Raw genomic sequence first — 18,356 nt, 5'->3', positions numbered from 1 at the left:
AAGATTGTTTTTGGTGATGGCCTTTTATAATGGAAACATAAAGAAAACAGACGATGAAGGAGATTGAAATGAGTTTATTAGAATTAGAGCACATTGCCAAAAACTATCAAGAAGGTAACGAACGAAAATCAGCTTTAAAAGATATTTCTTTACGAGTTGATAAAGGTGATTACGTGGCCATCATGGGAGAATCCGGTGCCGGAAAGACGACCCTTTTAAACATCATTGCGACTTTAGATAAGCCTACTAGTGGTTCCATTGATTTAAACGGGGTGAAACTAAAAGATTTAGGTGAAGATGAAGCAGCCCGTTTTCGTCGGAAAAAATTAGGCTTTATCTTTCAAAATTTTGACCTACTAGATACCTTCAATAATCGCGATAATATTTTCTTACCGTTAGTGTTAGGTAAAGTTCCCGAAGCAGAAATGGAAAAACGTTTGAAATCAATTGCGGAGCAACTAGAAATTACCGAATTGTTAGATCGTTATCCTTACGAAATTTCTGGAGGGCAAAAACAACGAGTGGCCGCTGCCAGAGCTTTGATTACCAATCCGGAATTAGTGTTGGCTGATGAACCAACTGGAGCACTGGACTCACATAGTTCAGCACAATTGTTAGAGTTGCTTGACCAAGTAAATAGAGCAGGACAAACTACTTTGGTTGTAACGCATAGTGCGTTAACTGCCAGTTATTCTAAGCGAACTTTATTCATCAAGGATGGAATCATTTATCACGAGCTAAACAAGGGTGACTTAACCCAAAAAGAATACTTGGACAAGATTTCCGATAGTTTGAATTCGATTATTAATCAGGGGAGTGTTAAATAATGATGCAGGCGAAGTTAGCGGTTCGAAGTTTACTCCATAATCTGCAAAGATATGCACTATTTATCCTTTCAAGCTCATTGCTAATTGGAGTTAACTTCATATTTATTAGTATTTTACAAAACAATACCATCAATAATTCTTCTGGTGGTCCGATTGTGAGAGCCATGATTATAGTTGGATTGGTATTCTTGGTGATGCTATCGGTCGCCTTTATGTTCTATTCCAACGGATTCTTAATGCGACAACGGAACCGTGAACTGGGAGTATATAATATTTTAGGAATGACTCGTGGTGATCTGGAATTTATCATCATGGTGCAAAATCTGATTATGTATGTAGTTAGTTTAGTGGCTGGTTTGGTGATTGGAATTTCCTTTCAAAAACTTGCCTTTCTAGCCCTTCGTCGGTTACTCGATACCACCGCAATCGTTAGTTCAATTGATTTGGTCGTAATCGGGGAAGTAGCCGGATTATTTGCTGTCATTTACGTCATGCTATTTTCCTACAGTGTGGCTAAAATTAATAAATTAAATCCCATTAATTTATTAAAATCTGCTAGTCAAGCGCCTGAAGAACCTAAAAGTCGTTGGATTATGGGAATCTTAGGAATTGTTTGTTTAGCGGTCGGTTATTATTTATCAATTGTAACGAGACCCCAACTTAGTGCGCTCTCAACCTTTATCATTGCGGCTATCTTGGTAGTGATTGGAACTTACTTCCTTTTCATTGCCGGTAGTGTCATTATTTTAAAAGCATTACGTAAAAACAAGAAATTTTATTACAAACCGAACCATTTCATTTCCGTTTCAGGAATGCTTTTCCGGATGAAACAAAATGGGGCGGGATTGGCTTCGATTTGTTTACTCTGTACTTCAACTTTAGTGGTGTTGGTTTCTGTAATTAGCTTATACAGTAATTACCAAAAGACGTTGGTAAACATGCTTAACTACGATGTGGTTAGAACTGATCAGCGAAAACTTAGTGCTAGTGAAACTGAAAAAGTTAAGCAAATTGCTAAGCAAAATCACATTGAAGTGGGTCAAATTCGTCAAATGCAAACAGTTTCTGGGTTACCGGTGAAGGTGAATGGAAACCAAATTAAAAATTATGATGATAAAAATTATACTAGGATTAATGATTCAATTAATGGATTAACCTTAGCTGATTACAATCGTTGGAATAATAAAAACGTTGAATTAGGCGATAATGAACTATTAATTTATTCAGAAAACGGTAAATTTAAGCATAAAACGGTTGAACTTAACGGGAAAAAGTATCAAGTAAAAGTAACTAATGACTTTAGTGCTCCTTCAGTGCCAACGATTAATGTTAATCAAATCTATGTAGTTGGAAAGAATCTGGATATGGTGATGCAGGCTTTGGATTGGGAAAATTATAATAAAGAGTATTCTGAAGAGGCAAGCAAACCGGAATATGAAACGGCTTATAATCTAGTGGGAAGTAAGCGAGATAAACTAAAAGCCACTCAAGAAATTGAAAAACAAATTCCAGCAGAAGGTGGTTATTATACTTTCAAACCTAAGTTAGAATCTGATCTACAAGCCGTCTTTGGAAGCTTATTATTTGTGGGCGCCTTGATTGGAATCGTAATGAGCATCACGACTGCTTTAATCATTTACTACAAGCAAGTATCAGAAGGAATTGCCGACCGTGGCAACTTTGCTACCATGCAAAAAGTGGGATTGAGTTTTAAAGAGACTAAGAAGGCTATCCACAGTCAGGTATTGATGGTATTTATGCTACCGATTGCTGGAGCGGTGATTAATCTGGGATTTGCGACCCCGGCACTTAAGAGTATTTTGAAACTATTAGGAATGTGGGATACGCAGATCTTTACTACGGTTAGTTTAGCGGTTACTGGTTCGTTATTAGTTTGTTACGTAGTGATTTATTTATTAACTGCTCGCGTTTATCAACGGATGGTCAATAAATAATTAAGGAAATTTTTACAAAAACATTGCTATTTTGTTTAATACCAACTATAATGCAACTAACGATATGAACGAAAGAGTAACTTTTAGTTGTTGCATAGAGAGTCACAGATGCTGGAAAGTGATCTGCAACTTTAAGCGAACCACACTCGTGATCATTGATATAGCGATAAACTATATCCGGCCAGGCATCGTTAATTGCTTCACCTTATCTTCTAGAAATAAGGTGTCTGAGTGTTTAGTAGTAATGCTAAGCAGAACAGAGGTGGAATCGCGAGTAATCGTCCTCAAGTTATCAATCATTTGATTGATAGCTTGGGGACTTTTTTTATTTGTTGAAAGCCACCACTAACTAAGGAGGAATCAAAATGCACTATCTGTTTGAAATATTACCAAGTTTATTGGATGGTTTGAAATTAACCATCGGAGTTTTTGTTCTAACGTTGGTTGGTTCATTACCACTAGGAATTGTGGTTTCTATGGCGCAACGTTCCCGTTTCTTCGTTCTTCGTTGGATTACCAACGCTTATATTACGGTTATGCGTGGAACCCCATTGTTACTTCAAATCGTGTTTGTTTACTACGGTTTGAGTTTAGCCAACATCGCTGTGTTGCCTCGTTTTGAGGCAGCAGTCTTTACCTTCGTTTTAAACTACACGGCTTACTTTGCCGAAATTTTCCGGGGTGGGATTCAATCAGTTCCAGATGGTCAATACGCCGGTTCAAAGGTTTTAGGATTTAGCAAATGGCAAACGATGCGTTATATTGCCTTGCCACAAGTGATTAAAACGGTAATGCCTTCAGTAGGAAATGAAGTAATTAACTTGGTTAAAGATACTTCACTAGTTTATGTAATTGGTTTAGGTGACTTGATGAGAGCCGGAACCATTGCAGTTTCTAGAGATGTGACGTTGGTTCCTTACTTGTTGGTGGGAGTTTTCTACCTACTATTAACTATGATATTTACCTTAATTATGCGCTACATTGAAAAGCGCTTAAACTATTACCGTTAGGAGGATTGCAATGTTAGCAATTGAGAATTTAACCAAATCATATAATGGAAAAGTGATTTTTAAAGATCTTTCTTTTACCGTTGAAGATGGTGAAGTATTAACCATTGTCGGTCCTTCTGGGATTGGTAAAACTACTTTTTTAAATATTTTAGCGGGATTAACCGCGGCAGATAGTGGATCCATTAAATTGGATGGACAAGAATTAGCAGTGGATGGTACTCGACAAGGGTCTCAAGTAGGAGTGATTTTTCAAGATTTTAACTTATTTCCCCAATACTCCGTTTTTGAAAATATTACTTTAGCTCCCCGAGTAGTTAATAAGGAAGAGCCGTTAGCATACGAAAAAACGGCGGATGAGTTGTTAAAGAATTTAGATTTAACCGCGCACCGGGATAATTATCCGTTTGAACTATCTGGGGGCCAAAAACAGCGTGTCGCAATTGCACGAGCACTAGCCATGAAACCTGGAGTATTAGCTTACGATGAACCAACCTCTGGATTGGATGAAGAATCCACTAAACGAGTAACAGAAGTAATTAAACAATTGCAAAAACAAAACGTAACTCAATTGGTCGTTACTCATGATTTACCATTTGCTGAAAGTTTAAACGGGGTTGTACTTGATTTCTCCAAAGACGTAGAAAGATAGGTGTGGTCATGAAAAAGAAGCAAATGCCAACCTGGGTGGGAAATTCGATAATTTTCCTAATCTTAGTACTGGTAGTTGGAGGCCTTTGGTATAAAGGTACCCACAAAGTTGATACTTGGAACCAGGTCAAACAAAATAAGACGGTTGTAATTGGAATTGATGATACCTTTGTTCCGATGGGATTTCGGGATAAAAACGGAAAGTTAATTGGTTACGACGTTGAAATGGCCAAGGCAGCCTTTAAGAAAATGGGCTTAGATGCTCGCTTTCAAGTGATTGATTGGTCCATGAAAGAAACCGAATTAAACACCGGACACATTGATGCCATCTGGAATGGTTACACAATGACCCCAGAACGAATGCAACACGTGGCTTTCAGTAAACCATATCATGCTGATCGCCAGGTATTGTTAACTAGGGTAGATTCTGGAATTATGACCGCAAGAGATATTCACGGCAAACAACTGGGAGTGCAAACGGGTTCTTCTGGCTTATCAACCTTTAACGAACGACCAGAATTGTTGAAAAATGATTTAGGAACCAAACCAGTGCAATATGATACTTTTGATAAGGCAATTAATGACGTTAAAGTAGGCCGGATTGATTCTGTATTAATCGATAATGATTACGCCAACTACTATCTAACGCACAATCGTCCTTCAGTACCATTGAAGCTAGTTCCTATTCCTTTCCCTCCAGAACAATTTGCGGTGGGCTTACGAAAACAAGATGAAACTTTACGATTTAAGTTAGATCGTGCCATTGAACAACTTCACCAAGACGGGACCGAACAAAAGTTAGCAATGAAATACTTTGGTCGTCCCCAATAAACTAAAAAGCAGCGCCGAAAATTAATTCGGTGCTGCTTTTGTTTTCCAATTATTTAAAAACAATTGGTTTCATTTTTTCGATGGTTTGATTATTTAGAATCCAGTAGATAATTACTACTTGGATTGGAAAAGAAATAAGATTTTTAACCACCCGAATGGGAAGAAAGTAAAAGAAATTAGTGTTAGCAATGATGGCGACCCAGAGGGAATTTAACACTACGTTGACCACCAAAGTAACTAAAAGAACCACGATGATTACGCGAGTAATTGAAATCTTGGGCCGTTTATAAAAGGCTAGGCTATAGGCTAAAGCGCCTAACATAGCCGAAAATGTAAACCCAATGAAGTAGGCCTGGCCGCTTAACATGGTTGAAATAAAATCAACTATGATAGACATTCCAACTGCCCAAAATGGTCCATACCATCTAGCAATTAAAACTACTGCAATAAAGGCAAAACCAAAGGCTACGGTTGAATTACCAAATGATAACCGACTTAAGACAATTTCAATTGCCATTAAAATTGCCAAGTAACTAATTCCTTTGACACTAAGAGGACGTAATCCCCAACGTTTGAAACTTTCCATATTTGACATCTCCAGTCTGGAGCTGCCACCAAAAAGGTGAATATTAGTGGCGAATGCGAAACTAGCATCGCAAACGATTACGTTTTTCGTCCAACGTTCACATTCCGTTCCGTCGACACTTAACGCGCTAGTCTCTACCCCGATAAAATTTTTGATACAAGAACAATTATAATCCACCTAGCGGTAATTTTCAATTATTAGCGAACAATGATGCGGTTTTAATCCTAATTTGTTCGATTACATCCGGATTATTCATCGGATATAAGTGAATCTTAGTGACTCCATGAGCAAGTAAATCTTTAATTTGGGCGATGGCATAGTTGATTCCTACATTAAACATTTTTTGCGAATCATCTTGAACTTGTTGCAGTTGCTCAATCAGATTATCAGGCAGGGGCCGCTTTGTTAGTTGCGTGATTTTATCAATCTGATCTAAATTAGTGCAGGGCATAATTCCTACTTCAACTGGGGTAGTCACGCCTAATTTTTCTAATTGATCAGTAAAGTGATAGTATTTTTGATTATCAAAGACAATTTGAGTTACTAACTGGCTAGCTCCATTAGCAATCTTAATTTTTAAATTGTTGATGTCTGCAGTTAAAGTGCTAGCCTCGGGGTGTTTTTCCGGATAACAAGCGCCAGCTAGTTCAAAATCAGTGTGCTGCTTTAGATATTTGATTAAATCAGAAGCGTGGGGAAAGGTTACGTTAGTAGGCACGTTTGCATTTAAATCACCACGCAATATCAATAATCTGGAAATTTGATAGTGGTGTAATTGGTCAATTAGGGCAGTGATTGAATCATAGTCTTGATACAAGCTAGTGACGTGCATCATCACGGGAATGTTTAACTCGGTTTGAATGGTTTGGGCAAACTCCAACGGTTGGTTGTTTTCCGATCCACCAGCACCATTTGTAACTGCTATATAACTGGGAGCAAAGTCATGGTGATCTCTGAAATATTGCAAAATTTCGTGAGTTTCTTCCATATTATGCGGTGGGAAAATTTCAATTGATAGTTGCTTTGATTTTAGATTGCCCATATTAACAAAAATTCCTCTTTAACGTATATTTTTTATTTAAAATTGTCGGATATTTGTAGATATTTTACCATAAATGCGCTAATCTTAAGTTGTCGAATAATGAAGCTATGTACAATTAAATATTTCATTAGTAGTTTGTGGTATGATTGCGACAACAGATTATTTTATTCTATGAATACCACGCATTTTTATATATAAGGAGGAAAACTATGCTATATAATAAAAATGAATTAAAAAAAGAGGAAGAAAAGAAGAAACTTCGTAAAGTAAAGAAAAATTGGGTCGTCGTGTCATTGGCTACCTTTGCCTTTTTGGGTGGTGGCTACGCTTATACCGGTATGACCGTAAAAGCTAGTGATGATTCAGTGTTTACTGCAGCAGTTGCCAATAGTAACAGCCAATCTTCAAAGGAAGAATCGGGTGGAGATGTTGTCACTCTACGCAATAGTTCAGCAGCTATAACTACTGATACGGTTGCAAATAGCGAGACTAGTGCGACTACACAACAGAGTAGTTCAGCAGCGCCTGGTTCTGAAGCAAGCTCCAACAACAAAACCAGTACGTCTGCAAGTCAGTCCACTGTAACTGACCAACCATCGAGTTCGACCACGAATAGTACATATGAAAATTTAAATAGCGAATCCGTTGCTCCAAAGAGTCAGTCTAGTTCGGATAATCAACATTCAGATTCAGCTACGACAATTACATATTCAAATAGCGAATCTAGTGCAGCTACTTCAAAAAACGAAGCTAGCGTTCCTTCTAGTCAAGCAAATTCTACAGAAAACAAAAGCTCATCAGCCAGTGAAGCTCCAAAGAGTATTGAAGCTAGAACCCTGGGTGATGATTTAAGCAACACTAAAATTATTGAAAATGGTCAACTTACTAGTGAAGCAGAAGAAAAATTAAATAATTTTATTCAAAGTCAGACTAATAATGCTAGTTTAGCAAGTGTGAAGGAAGATTTGAATAATCTTTTAACAGCTGCGGATGGCTGGAAAAAGTCAAATATTAATGATGCTAAAATTTCTATAAGCTTTAAGTCAACTATTGATAATAAAGATTACACTGTAAGCATTGATGCAAATGGATTGCAATCAAAACCAGACGCTAAACCATTTGTTAACGCAAAAATTACTACTGACGGTGTTACTTATGCTTACGCATATAATAGAGGAAATATAAACACCTCTGGATTTTATAAACGAGACGGGAATACTTTAAACTTTTTAAACACAGCTAGTAATAGTGTAACTAATTACTATGTTAATAACTCTAATGGGTTACACCAAATGGCTAAGATTTTTGATACACCAGAAAATATTCAAGTTATGGAAGTTGTTGATTTATCTAGCAATGGGCAAATTACCCATTATGTTAACTTTTTAAATAAAGGAACAACGGCTTTAAACCAAAAATTTGGGGTCTTTGTTGATACGGCTCTAAGTGTTGGCAGTGATTCTGTTACAGATAATGTTGATATAGTAGCAGATGGACAAGGTGGAATTAAAATTAGTGGTAATGGGCTAACGCTATATACAATTCCTGGTGATGGAGCTAGCATTTCTGGGGCTTATTTCATTTCATTAGGTACTAGTAAATTTAAACGCGATGCCGTTTCTAATCTTGGAACAAACGCTAAGTTAACTGAAATTGAGTCAGCTTCTGGACATAAAAATGGTGAAGTTATTGCAGGTAAGTCTGTTACTAGTGCTAAACAAAACGATTTTGATTCTTCAATATTTGTTCAATCAGATAAGGATAGTTTAGCTCCTGGAGAATTGGTTTCTTTTAACTATGCTGACACTCTTTTAACCGGTAATCCATCAAGTTCAGTTTATAGCGGTAAAGTTACGGTTCCTTCTAACATAAAATCTGTTTATCCAGATATTTCAGATAATGAGTATAAATCATTTGTAGTAAGTGCAGTTGGTTCAAAAGGACAAACAATTGATGTTCCAACCCCTAATATCAAAGGGTACAGTAAAGATAAAAATACAATTAAAGTTACTGTATCAGTTGGGGGAGCCGGTCAAGGAATCTTTACCGTTAATAACGGTGAGTACGTAACCTACACCAAAGACGTCGACTATAACCAAAAAGCAAATGAAAGTGTCAACAGTATTTCAGACATTGACACTAGCTTTAACAACAATGCCAATTCTTCAGCAAACCAAGCTAAATCTTACGCAAGTAATGCAAATGCTTCATCAACTACTGCTGATCAAGCCAACCAAAGTGCATCTAACGCAGCTTCTGACGCTAAGAATGCAGCTAATAACTCTAAAAATGGAGTAGCAAGTAGCGCAGCTAATACTGCTGAAAATCAACGGTCGACTGCTAGTTCAGCTGCTTTAGTCGCTAGTTCAGCCGCTTCAACTGCTGGAGCAGCCTCAAGTGCTGCTGTTAGTGCTGCAAATGCTGCTAAATCACAAGCAGATACTATTACCAGTGCTGCAAATGCTGCTAAAACGGCTTCTGACGCAGTTGTATCCCAATCTGCTGCTGGTAATAAAACAGCTGCTAGCTCATACGCTTCAGTTGCTTCTAGTGCTGCCCAAGCAGCCTCAACTGCTGCCTCGTTAGGAAATAGTTTAGCTAGTGTTGCAAAACAAAAAGAAATTGAAGCTTCTAATGCAGCCTCAACTGCTAGCCAGGCTACTCGGGATGCATCAACTGCGAATAGTTTAGCTCAAAGTGCTGCAACAGTTGCTAAGGATGCAAGTGCTGCGCAAAGTTCAGCTAACGAAGCGCAAATTAGTAGTAATGGTGCAAATAACAGTAAAAACACTGCTAATTCAGCTTCAAGCGCTGCAACTTCATCAGCAAACAAAGCCGGCGAATACAGTAATGCCGCTAATGATGCTAATAATTCTGCTCAAGCACAAAGCAAATCAGCTGCTGACTTAGCTGCAAAAGCTAAGGAAATTGCTGATAAGAACCAAGGAAATTCATCAGCTGCCAGTGCTTACCAAACTGCAAGTTCAGCTGCTTCAAAGGCTGCTTCTGAAGCTGGGAAAGCTAGTTCCGCTGCCGCTAAAGCAAATAGTGCCGCAAGTGCTGCAACCAGTGCAAAAGCTGATTCGATTAATAAAGTTAGTGAAGCAAATTCATATGCAAATGTTGCTTCAAATGCAACGTCTGTAGCTAATTCTGCTGCAGCAAATGGTGACAAATCAGCTGCTAGTTCAGCCGCTAAATCTGCAGCTGACGCAGCCGCTTCTGCCGCCTCTGCCGCAAGTGCTGCAAGTAACGCTGCTAACTTAGCAAAACAAAATGAAACTGATGCTAATAATGCTAAAAGTGATGCAGAAACAGCTAAATCAAACGCTGCTTCAGCTAACCAAGAAGCACAAAACGTAGCACAAACAATCAATAATATTGATGCTGCCAATAAGTTTACTTCGGATGCAAGTAGCAGTTCTAATGAAGCTAATAAATTTGATGGTACTTCATCTGCCCAAGCTGCAAAGAGTGCTGCAGATGCAGCTAATTCATATGCCCGTGAAACAACAATCGTAGCAAATGAAACTAAGGGTTACGACCAAGCAGCTAACAATAATGTAGCAACTGCTAACTCTGTTGCAAGCGAATATCCAAAGAATCAAGTAATTAAGGATAATGCTTCAAATGCGGCAAGTGCTGCCAAAGATGTTGATAGATATACAAATGAAGCAATCAAACAAGATGAATTAGCTAGTTCTGCTGCATCAACTGCGAGCGTAGCTGCTGGAGTTGCAGAAAGTGCCGCTCAAACAATTAAAGATGCTAAATCAACTGCTGCTAAAGCGGTTGCCGATGCTCAATCAGCAGCTAATAAAGGTGATAGCACTGCTGCATCTAGTGCGGCAAGGGTTGCATCTAGCGCCGCAAGTACAGCTGCTTCAGCTGCAGTAACTGGAAGTACAGCAGTCGAAATGGCCAAAGATAATGAATCTTCCGCTGCTGCTGCCTTTAGTGCTGCTAATCAAGCAAACTCAGATGCAGCAAGAGAAGCTTCTAATGCCAGTTCTTATGCAAAATTAGCGCTTGATGCGGCTACCGCTGAAAGTTATGCATCTGATGCAAGAACTAATTCAGTCGCAGCTAATAATGATAAGAATAAGGCAGAAAATTCTTCGAGCGCCGCTGGTTCATCAGCAATCGCTGCAAGTTCTTCTTCATCCAATGCAGCATCTTCTGCCAAAGAATTTGAACAAAATAATAAGTCTGCTGCTTCCGCTGCAGATAATGCTAAAGCGGTTGCTGGCTTGTATCCAAATAATTCAGCTGCCAGTTCTGCAGTTAGTGTAGCAACTTCTGCTGCCAATGATGCTGCTGCCCAAAGTTCGACTGCCAGTTCCGCTGCTAGTCAAGCTAGTGCATCTTCGAAGTTAGCTTCTGATGCTGCTAGCCTTGCTGGAAGTTTAGGATCAGTTGCAACTAACGAATCAAGTGCTGCCAGTTCCGCTGCGAGTGCTGCAAGTTCTGCAGCATCTAAAGGTGATAGTAGTGCTGCATCAAGTGCCGCAAGTGCTGCATCAAGTGCTGCCAGTGCTGCATCTAATGCCGCAATTGCCGCAAGTGCTGCGCAAGAAGCCGCTAAAAAACGGGAATCGGAAGCAGCCAGTGCAGCCGTTGTAGCTTCGAATGCTAACCAAAAAGCATCGACGGCAAACTCGACTGCCCAAAGTGCTGCCAGTGATGCTAATAAGATTAAGTCAGATATTGCTGGAGATTCATCTAATGCAATTAATGTTAATTCATATGCAAGTGCTGCAAGATCATCAGCCTCAGCCGCTAGTTCTTCTGCGGTAAATGCTTCATCATCTGCAAGTGAAGCTAACCAACATGATTCAGTTGCTAACAGTGCCTTTGATATCGTTAATTCACTTGCCAGTGGTGGATCAAACGCTCATTTACAAGAAGTTACAGCTGCACAGTCAAACGCTAAAAGTAATAGTGACATTGCTAGTTCTGCCGCTAGTGTAGCTAGTTCCGCTGCCAGTGTTGCTTCTGATTATGCTAATAATGCTAGTGCTGCTGAAAAAGAAATTACAGGTTTGATTGAACAAGCTAAGAACGGCAATAGTAGTGCTAGAGATCAAATTACTAATTTGGCTGAGCAAAATAAATCAGCTGCAAGCTATGCTGAATCAGCCGCTAGCGTAGCCAGTTCAGCTGCTAGTGTAGCCGCTGACGCAAACAGTAAAGCCGCCTCATTTGCTAGTGCAGCCCAAAATGCTGCTTCTAGTGCAGTTTCAGAAAATAATTCTCAAGCTTCCAAGAGTAGTGCATCTGCTGCTAGCGACAGTGCAAATTACGTTGATGGTCTTAATATTAAGGGTAATTCATATGCTGAAGCTGCTAAGAGTGCTGCTTCAGCTGCCGGAGTATCTTCACAATCAGTTAGTTCTGTTGCTAGTGAAGCTGCCGGTTACAAACAACCCGCTTCTGATAGTATATCTGCTGCAAGCTCAGCTGCTGCTAAATATCCAGCCAATAAGGTTGTAACAGAAAATAATTCATTAGCGAATGAAGCAGCTAAAAAAATGAACGACTATGAATCAGCTTTAGATAGTTTAGTCGGAATAGCAAGTGAAGCAAAAGTAACTGCAGATAGAGCTTCAGATAGAGCTTCATCCGCTGCCGTAGCACTTTCTCAGGCTGCTGATAAAGCTTCGTTAGCATTAAGTACAGCTAACTCTGCTGCAGCTAACTATGATAAAGAAACTGCTTCTAGCGCTGCTAAAGATGCTTCTGACGCCGCTAGTGCTGCATCTAAAGCAGCCAATGCCGGAAGTGCAGCTGCCGAATTTGCCAAAGATTATCAGTCAATTGCAGCTAGTGCTTTAGATGAAGCTAATAAGGCTAAAGCATTAGTTGAAACAGAAGCTGCTAACGTTAAGTCCTATGCACAAAAAGCCATTGATGCCGCAACTGCTGAAAGTTATGCATCAAATGCTAGAGATAAATCAGCTGCTGCAGCCAATGATAAAGTTTCCACAGATTCAAATGCTGGTGTTGCAAACTCAGCTAATGTAGCTACTAGTTCGGCTGCAACCAATGCTAGTTCGTCAGCAAATGAAGCAGCTAAACAAAGTACTGCTGCATCTGAATCAGCTAATAATGCTCAAAAAGTTGCAGATAATAATAAGCAAAATTCATTAGCTCAAACAGTTGCCAGTTCTGCTGCTAGTTATGCATCAGATGCAGCAACGCAAAATTCAATTGCCAGTTCTGCTGCTAATGCCGCTAAGTCAGCCGCCAGTGATGCCTCAGACGCAAGCAGTTATGCTAACAGTTACGCAAATGTAGTATCTAGTGCTGCAAGCCAAGCAAGCTCTGCTGCAGAAGCTGCTAGTTCTGCTGCTTCCTTAGGTGATAGTAGCGCTGCTTCTAGTTATGCTGTGATTGCATCGAGTGCTGCTAGTGTAACTAGCTCCGTTGCTGCAACTGCCAGTGGTGCCGCTAAGATTAACCAAGATCGGGAATCAACGGCAACTAATTTAGCTAAAGTTGCATCAGATGCAGCTTCATCAGCTGCAACTGCCGCCGGTAAAGCCAAAGCTGAAGAAGATAAGGCTAATAATATCAGCGCTGCAATCAGTGATGCCGCTCAGGCCCAAAATGATTCTAGTGCAGCTTCAAACAGCAATACCAATACCAGTTCTGCTGCCAAGGAAACCAGTTCAGCTAGTGAAGCAGCTTCATCATCAGCTAAAGTTGCCAGTTCTGCTGCAAACTCTGCTGCAGAACAAAGTAAGCAAGCATCAGAAGCTGCTGTCAATGCTAGTTCCGCTGCAGCACAACATCCTGATAACTCATTAGCCAGCTCTGCTGCAAAAACAGCTAAATCAGCTGCAGAATCAGCTGCTAGTCAAGCAGCCAATGCAGAAGCTGCCTCAAGTTCCGCATCAAGTGCTGCTAAGGTAGCTAATGAGGAAAATGATAAAGCAAACGTAGCATCGAGTGCTGCTAAATCAGCTGCTAGTGCCGCATCCAGTGCTGCCAGTGCTGCTAGCTCTGCTGCAATTAGTGGTGATAAATCAACTGCAGAATCAGCTGCTCAAGTAGCAAGTTCTGCAGCCAGTGAAGCCGCTAGTGCAGAATCAACTGCTAAGAGTGCTGCCAGTGTTGCTAAATCAGCCTCCAGTGCCGCTTCCAGTTTTGCCAGTGCTGCAAGTGATGCAGCTAAATCTGCTTCCAGTTTTGCGAGTGATGCATCCAATGCTTTAAACGTTGCAACTAATACCAGTTCTGCTGCCAGTGCTGCAAATATAGCTAATGATAAGTCCAGTGCTGCTTCAACTAGTCAAATTAACGGAAATTCATACGCTAAGGATGCTAGTGATGCTGCCAAATCAGCCGGGGATCACGCAAGCGATGCTAAGTCAACTGCTAGTGCCGCTGCCGATCACAATGCTAAAGCATCAACTGCGCAAAGCACTGCCGATTCAATTGCAGCACAACACCCAGAAAATAGCGTAGCCAGTTCCGCAGCAAGTGCTGCCAAATCTGCTGCAAGTGATGTTGCAACCCAAACATCAGTAGCTAGTTCTGCTGCCAGTGCTGCAAGTACGGCTGCTAGTCAGGCTTCAGCTGAAAGTTCTAAGGCATCTAGTGCTGCCGCTGTAATTTCTTCTGCAGCCATTGTTGCATCTAGTGCCGCAAGTACAGCCAGATCTGCTGCTTCAGCAGGTGATAACTCGTTAGCCAACTCTGCTGCCAATACAGCAAGCTCCGCTGCAAGTCTTGCATCATCTGCAGAAGCAGACGGAAGCAGTGCTGCTAGTGCTGCTAAGTCAGCCGCTAGCCAGGCATCTAGTGCCGCCAATGTAGCTTCTGACGCAAATGCTAAGGCTTCAAGTTCCGCAGATGTAGCCTCCAGTGCGGCCAATATTGCCACTACGACAAGTACAGCTGCAAGCAACGCTGATAATGCCAAGAGTTCAGCTAGTTCTGCTTCAATTAGTGATACGCACGGAAGTTCTTACGCTAAAGATGCGAGTGATGCTGCTTCAAGCGCCGCATCATCAGCTAGAGATGCCAGTTCCGCTGCATCATCAACTGCTGAACAAGCTCATAAAGCTTCAGATGTTGCCAGTGCTGCTTCATCTGCCGCTGCCCAACATCCAGAAAATTCACTAGCTAGTTCCGCTGCAAGCACTGCCATATCAGCTGCCAGCGATGCTGCTAACCAAAATTCAATTGCCAGTTCCGCTTCAAGTGTGGCATCTAGTGCCGCTAGCGTTGCGAGTGATGAAAATGGTAAAGCTTCGAGTGCTGCCAATGTCGCATCCAGCGCTGCTAGTCAAGCCTCCAGTGCTGCCAGCGCCGCTAGTTCAGCTGCTGCTAAGGGTGATAACTCATTAGCCAGTTCTGCTGCGAGTGTCGCGTCCAGTGCCGCCAGTGTAGCAAGTTCTGCAGAAAATGACGCCTCTAGTGCCGCTAGTGCTGCTAAGTCAGCCGCTAGTCAAGCATCCAGTGCTGCTAGTGTAGCTTCAGATGCAAATGAGAAAGCCTCAACTGCTAACAGCACAGCGCAAAGTGCTGGAAGTATCGCAACTAATACTAGCTCTGCAGTAAGTGATGCAAGCAATGCTGATAATTCATCCAGTGCGGCTTCAACCAGTGATACCCATGGAAGTTCTTACGCTAAAGAAGCAAGTGACGCGGCATCCAGTGCCGCATCATCAGCTAAGGTAGCTAGTTCAGCTGCGTCATCAACTGCTGAACAAGCTCACAAAGCATCGGATGCTTCAAGTATCGCAAGTTCTGCTGCAGCCCAACATCCAGATAGTTCGTTGATTAGTTCTGCTGCAAGCGCTGCTAAATCGGCTACTAGTGAAGCTGCTAACCAAGAATCAGTAGCAAGCTCTGCTTCAAGTGTGGCATCTAGTGCCGCCAGCGTTGCAAGTGATGAAAATGCTAAGGCATCCAGTGCTGCAAAAGTAACTTCTGATGCTTCAAGCACTGCATCCAGTGCTGCGAGTGTTGCTAGTTCTACCGCTGCTAAGGGTGACAATTCATTAGCAAGTTCTGCTGCGAGTGTCGCATCTAGTGCCGCTAGTGTGGCAAGTTCTGCAGAAAAAGACGCCTCCAGTGCCGCTAGTGCTGCTAAGTCATCTGCTAGCCAAGCCTCTAGTGCTGCCAGTGTAGCTTCAGATGCAAATGAGAAAGCCTCAACTGCTAACAGCACAGCGCAAAGTACCGGAAACGTTGCGACAGCAACAAGTTCCGCATTGGTTGATGCTTCTAACGCTGCCAAACAAGAGTCATTAGCAAACTCTGCTGCTAAAGAGGCAGAAAGTGCTGCTAGTGCTGCTAAGTCAAATGCCAACAAGGCTTCTGATCCAGCCTTAAGTTCAGCAATTGATGTCATGAATTCAGCTGCAAATGTCGCTTCCAGTGCTGCTGATGCCGCAAATTCAGCTGCAATGGTTGCCAAATCTGCTGCAGAAAATGGTGATGCTGCAACAGCTAAGTCAGCTGCAATCACGGCAGAAAGCTTTGCTGAGATGGCAAAACTAGCTGCTAAGGTAGCAGTAAATGCTGCTAATGAAATTAATGCCGATCTCGCGCAAAGAGGTCTTGTTAAAATGAATAATCTTAACGGATCTGACCTTTCTAACAACGCCAATGCTAAACAGGTATTACCACAAACTGGTGAAACCAATAGTAATTTGCAAGTTGTAGGAGCCCTATTAATTTCGTTGGTAACCTTGCTTATGGGAATTGTTAAAAGAAAAGAAAATAAGTAGTGATTAACACTAAAAGAAGACTTTTTAATGAAGTCTTCTTTTTTGTTGGTTGAAAGTTAAATGTTAGTTCACTTAATGCTTGTGCAATCTAATGTGTTGTGCCACCATATAGGTATTAGAGAAATACATTAATTTTTCTAAACAAAGGAGAAAACTAATGATTTATTTTGTTAATTTTGGTATGCCAGAGAAAAAATCAGGAATTGAACATGCCGAGTTAAAAAGGCTAGCTCTCTTTAAAAAGAAAAATATTGAGGCTAAGATTGTAACCAGAGATTGGTTTAGAGACTTACATAGAACAGCTAACAACTCTGGGGTTAGTGATGATCAAATGATTAACATGTTTGATTATTTTCAAGGACGAGTTAACGCCGAAAGCAAGATTGTAAAGGTTGATGACTTAGACTTTGGATTAGCCGATTTACAATATAATGATGAAGAAGAGAATAACCGCTACATTGTTACGAGAAAAAACGGTGTGATGGTTGCTAGAGTTAACTACGAATTCAACGACAAACGGGTCGTTTCTGTTGAACTTTTTGATGGTTATAACAATTTATATCGGGTTGATATTTTTGATTCCAGAGGTTTCAAGACTTTGGAACAATGGTACAGTCCTGATAACAAAATTATTAACGAAGTGTGGGTTGATGAAAAAGGTCGTCCCGCCATTGCTGCTTATTATCGAAAAGATGGGCAAGGTAAGCTACAAAAGAGTGGTTGGAAATTAATCGCCTTAGATGGTAGTGAACGCCAATTCGATACGATTGAAGAAATTTTGCACTACTTCTTAGAATGCTTAAATGAAGTTAAAGACAATCAAGAATACAAAAATATTTTTGTCATTGATCGAGCTTTATTGGGCGACTGGGGATTTGTACATATGCCTAAAGATGCATATATGGTCGCATATATGCACAATGCACAAACTAGTGATGCACAAAATCCAAATGACATCTTATTAAATAACAACTATGAATTTTTATTGAATAATTTGGATAAATACGATGCTGTGGTTTCTGCCACACAAAAACAAACTAAAGATATCAAGGATCGGTTCAAACCAACTGCTAAATCATTTACCATCCCCGTGGGAATCGTTAAAGAGGATAGCCTAACTAGTCCTCGAGTTCCCATGAAGGATCGTGAGTTTGGAAAAGTGATTGCGGTTGCCAGAATTGCTTGGGAAAAACACCTTGATGATTTAGTTCGCGCCGTTGCCATTGCTAAAAAAGAAGTTCCTCAAATTACCTTAGATTTGTATGGTTACGCTGATACTAGTGATAATTACAAAGCTAAACGAGCTGTGGAAAAGGTGATTAAAGATAACCAACTTGAAAACGTGGTTACGTTTAAGGGATACACTACCAACATCGAAGAAATTGAAAAGAATGCGCAAGTGTTTGGTTTGACTTCACGAATGGAAGGATTCAACTTAGCCGTGATGGAAGCTATCAGTAACGGAATGGTTGGAGTTACCTACGATGTAAACTACGGTCCTAATGAAATTATCCAAAACGAGAATAATGGTTTCATTGTTCCTTTTGATGATTATCAAGCCATGGGCCAAAAGCTAATTAAGCTTTTCAAAGACCCTGAATTATTACAACAATACAGTGATAATGCTTATGATTCAGCAGAACGTTACTCAGAAGAAAACGTTTGGAATAGCTGGCAAGAACTAATTAACGATGCAAAACTAAAATAAAATGAG

At 40.6% G+C, this 18,356-nt stretch carries 9 protein-coding genes and 1 riboswitch; of the genes, 7 read left to right on the top strand and 2 right to left on the bottom strand.

What is annotated here, in order from left to right:
* Window positions 1-68: 68 nt before the first annotated feature.
* The 5 genes from R4B61_RS01525 (at window position 69) to R4B61_RS01505 (ending at window position 5,271) form a co-directional block, all read left to right on the top strand.
* Window positions 69-827: an ABC transporter ATP-binding protein gene (locus R4B61_RS01525; protein WP_413627891.1), complete on the top strand. Its 759-nt coding sequence runs from the start codon at window positions 69-71 to the stop codon at window positions 825-827.
* Window positions 827-2,782 carry an FtsX-like permease family protein gene (locus R4B61_RS01520; RefSeq protein ID WP_413627890.1) on the top strand — a complete coding sequence of 652 codons (1,956 nt, stop codon included), beginning with the start codon at window positions 827-829 and terminating at the stop codon, window positions 2,780-2,782. Before R4B61_RS01525 ends, R4B61_RS01520 begins: the two co-directional genes overlap by 1 nt.
* 365 nt (window positions 2,783-3,147) lie before the next feature.
* Complete coding sequence (locus tag R4B61_RS01515) at window positions 3,148-3,792, top strand: amino acid ABC transporter permease (RefSeq protein WP_413627889.1); 645 nt, start codon at window positions 3,148-3,150, stop codon at window positions 3,790-3,792.
* 10 nt (window positions 3,793-3,802) lie between these two features.
* Entirely contained in the window at window positions 3,803-4,441 is a 639-nt protein-coding gene (locus R4B61_RS01510) for an amino acid ABC transporter ATP-binding protein (protein ID WP_413627888.1), read from the top strand.
* Between the two features lie 8 nt (window positions 4,442-4,449).
* Window positions 4,450-5,271, top strand: coding sequence for an amino acid ABC transporter substrate-binding protein (locus R4B61_RS01505; protein ID WP_413627887.1), 822 nt, complete (start codon window positions 4,450-4,452; stop codon window positions 5,269-5,271).
* A 49-nt stretch (window positions 5,272-5,320) separates the two neighbouring features.
* On the opposite strand, the gene R4B61_RS01500 is transcribed toward R4B61_RS01505, so the two are convergent.
* Window positions 5,321-5,857, bottom strand: coding sequence for a folate family ECF transporter S component (locus R4B61_RS01500; protein WP_413627886.1), 537 nt, complete (start codon window positions 5,855-5,857; stop codon window positions 5,321-5,323).
* Window positions 5,858-5,902: 45 nt separating this feature from the next.
* Window positions 5,903-6,001: riboswitch (THF riboswitch) on the bottom strand.
* Between the two features lie 46 nt (window positions 6,002-6,047).
* Window positions 6,048-6,899, bottom strand: coding sequence for a methylenetetrahydrofolate reductase (locus R4B61_RS01495; RefSeq protein WP_413627885.1), 852 nt, complete (start codon window positions 6,897-6,899; stop codon window positions 6,048-6,050).
* 209 nt (window positions 6,900-7,108) lie between these two features.
* Between R4B61_RS01495 and R4B61_RS01490 the strand changes: the two genes are divergently transcribed.
* A complete protein-coding gene (locus R4B61_RS01490; RefSeq protein WP_413627884.1) occupies window positions 7,109-16,642 on the top strand; it encodes an LPXTG cell wall anchor domain-containing protein in 9,534 nt (3,177 codons plus the stop codon).
* A gap of 157 nt (window positions 16,643-16,799) precedes the next feature.
* Window positions 16,800-18,350 (top strand): glycosyltransferase family 4 protein, encoded by a 1,551-nt coding sequence (locus tag R4B61_RS01485; RefSeq protein WP_413627883.1) that lies wholly within the window; start codon window positions 16,800-16,802, stop codon window positions 18,348-18,350.
* The last annotated feature ends 6 nt before the right edge of the window (window positions 18,351-18,356 follow it).

Origin of the sequence: Fructilactobacillus vespulae (assembly GCF_047324295.1) — a bacterium.
In the GTDB taxonomy this organism is placed as follows: domain Bacteria; phylum Bacillota; class Bacilli; order Lactobacillales; family Lactobacillaceae; genus Fructilactobacillus; species Fructilactobacillus vespulae.
The sequence above is the reverse complement of the archived record's forward strand: the minus strand, read 5'-3'. Positions and strand labels throughout refer to the sequence as shown.

Coding starts and splice junctions, on each gene's coding strand:
- R4B61_RS01525 (WP_413627891.1), top strand. CDS start 69: ATGAGTTTATTAGAATTAGAGCACATTGCCAAAAACTATCAAGAAGGT.
- R4B61_RS01520 (WP_413627890.1), top strand. CDS start 827: ATGATGCAGGCGAAGTTAGCGGTTCGAAGTTTACTCCATAATCTGCAA.
- R4B61_RS01515 (WP_413627889.1), top strand. CDS start 3,148: ATGCACTATCTGTTTGAAATATTACCAAGTTTATTGGATGGTTTGAAA.
- R4B61_RS01510 (WP_413627888.1), top strand. CDS start 3,803: ATGTTAGCAATTGAGAATTTAACCAAATCATATAATGGAAAAGTGATT.
- R4B61_RS01505 (WP_413627887.1), top strand. CDS start 4,450: ATGAAAAAGAAGCAAATGCCAACCTGGGTGGGAAATTCGATAATTTTC.
- R4B61_RS01500 (WP_413627886.1), bottom strand. CDS start 5,857: ATGGAAAGTTTCAAACGTTGGGGATTACGTCCTCTTAGTGTCAAAGGA.
- R4B61_RS01495 (WP_413627885.1), bottom strand. CDS start 6,899: ATGGGCAATCTAAAATCAAAGCAACTATCAATTGAAATTTTCCCACCG.
- R4B61_RS01490 (WP_413627884.1), top strand. CDS start 7,109: ATGCTATATAATAAAAATGAATTAAAAAAAGAGGAAGAAAAGAAGAAA.
- R4B61_RS01485 (WP_413627883.1), top strand. CDS start 16,800: ATGATTTATTTTGTTAATTTTGGTATGCCAGAGAAAAAATCAGGAATT.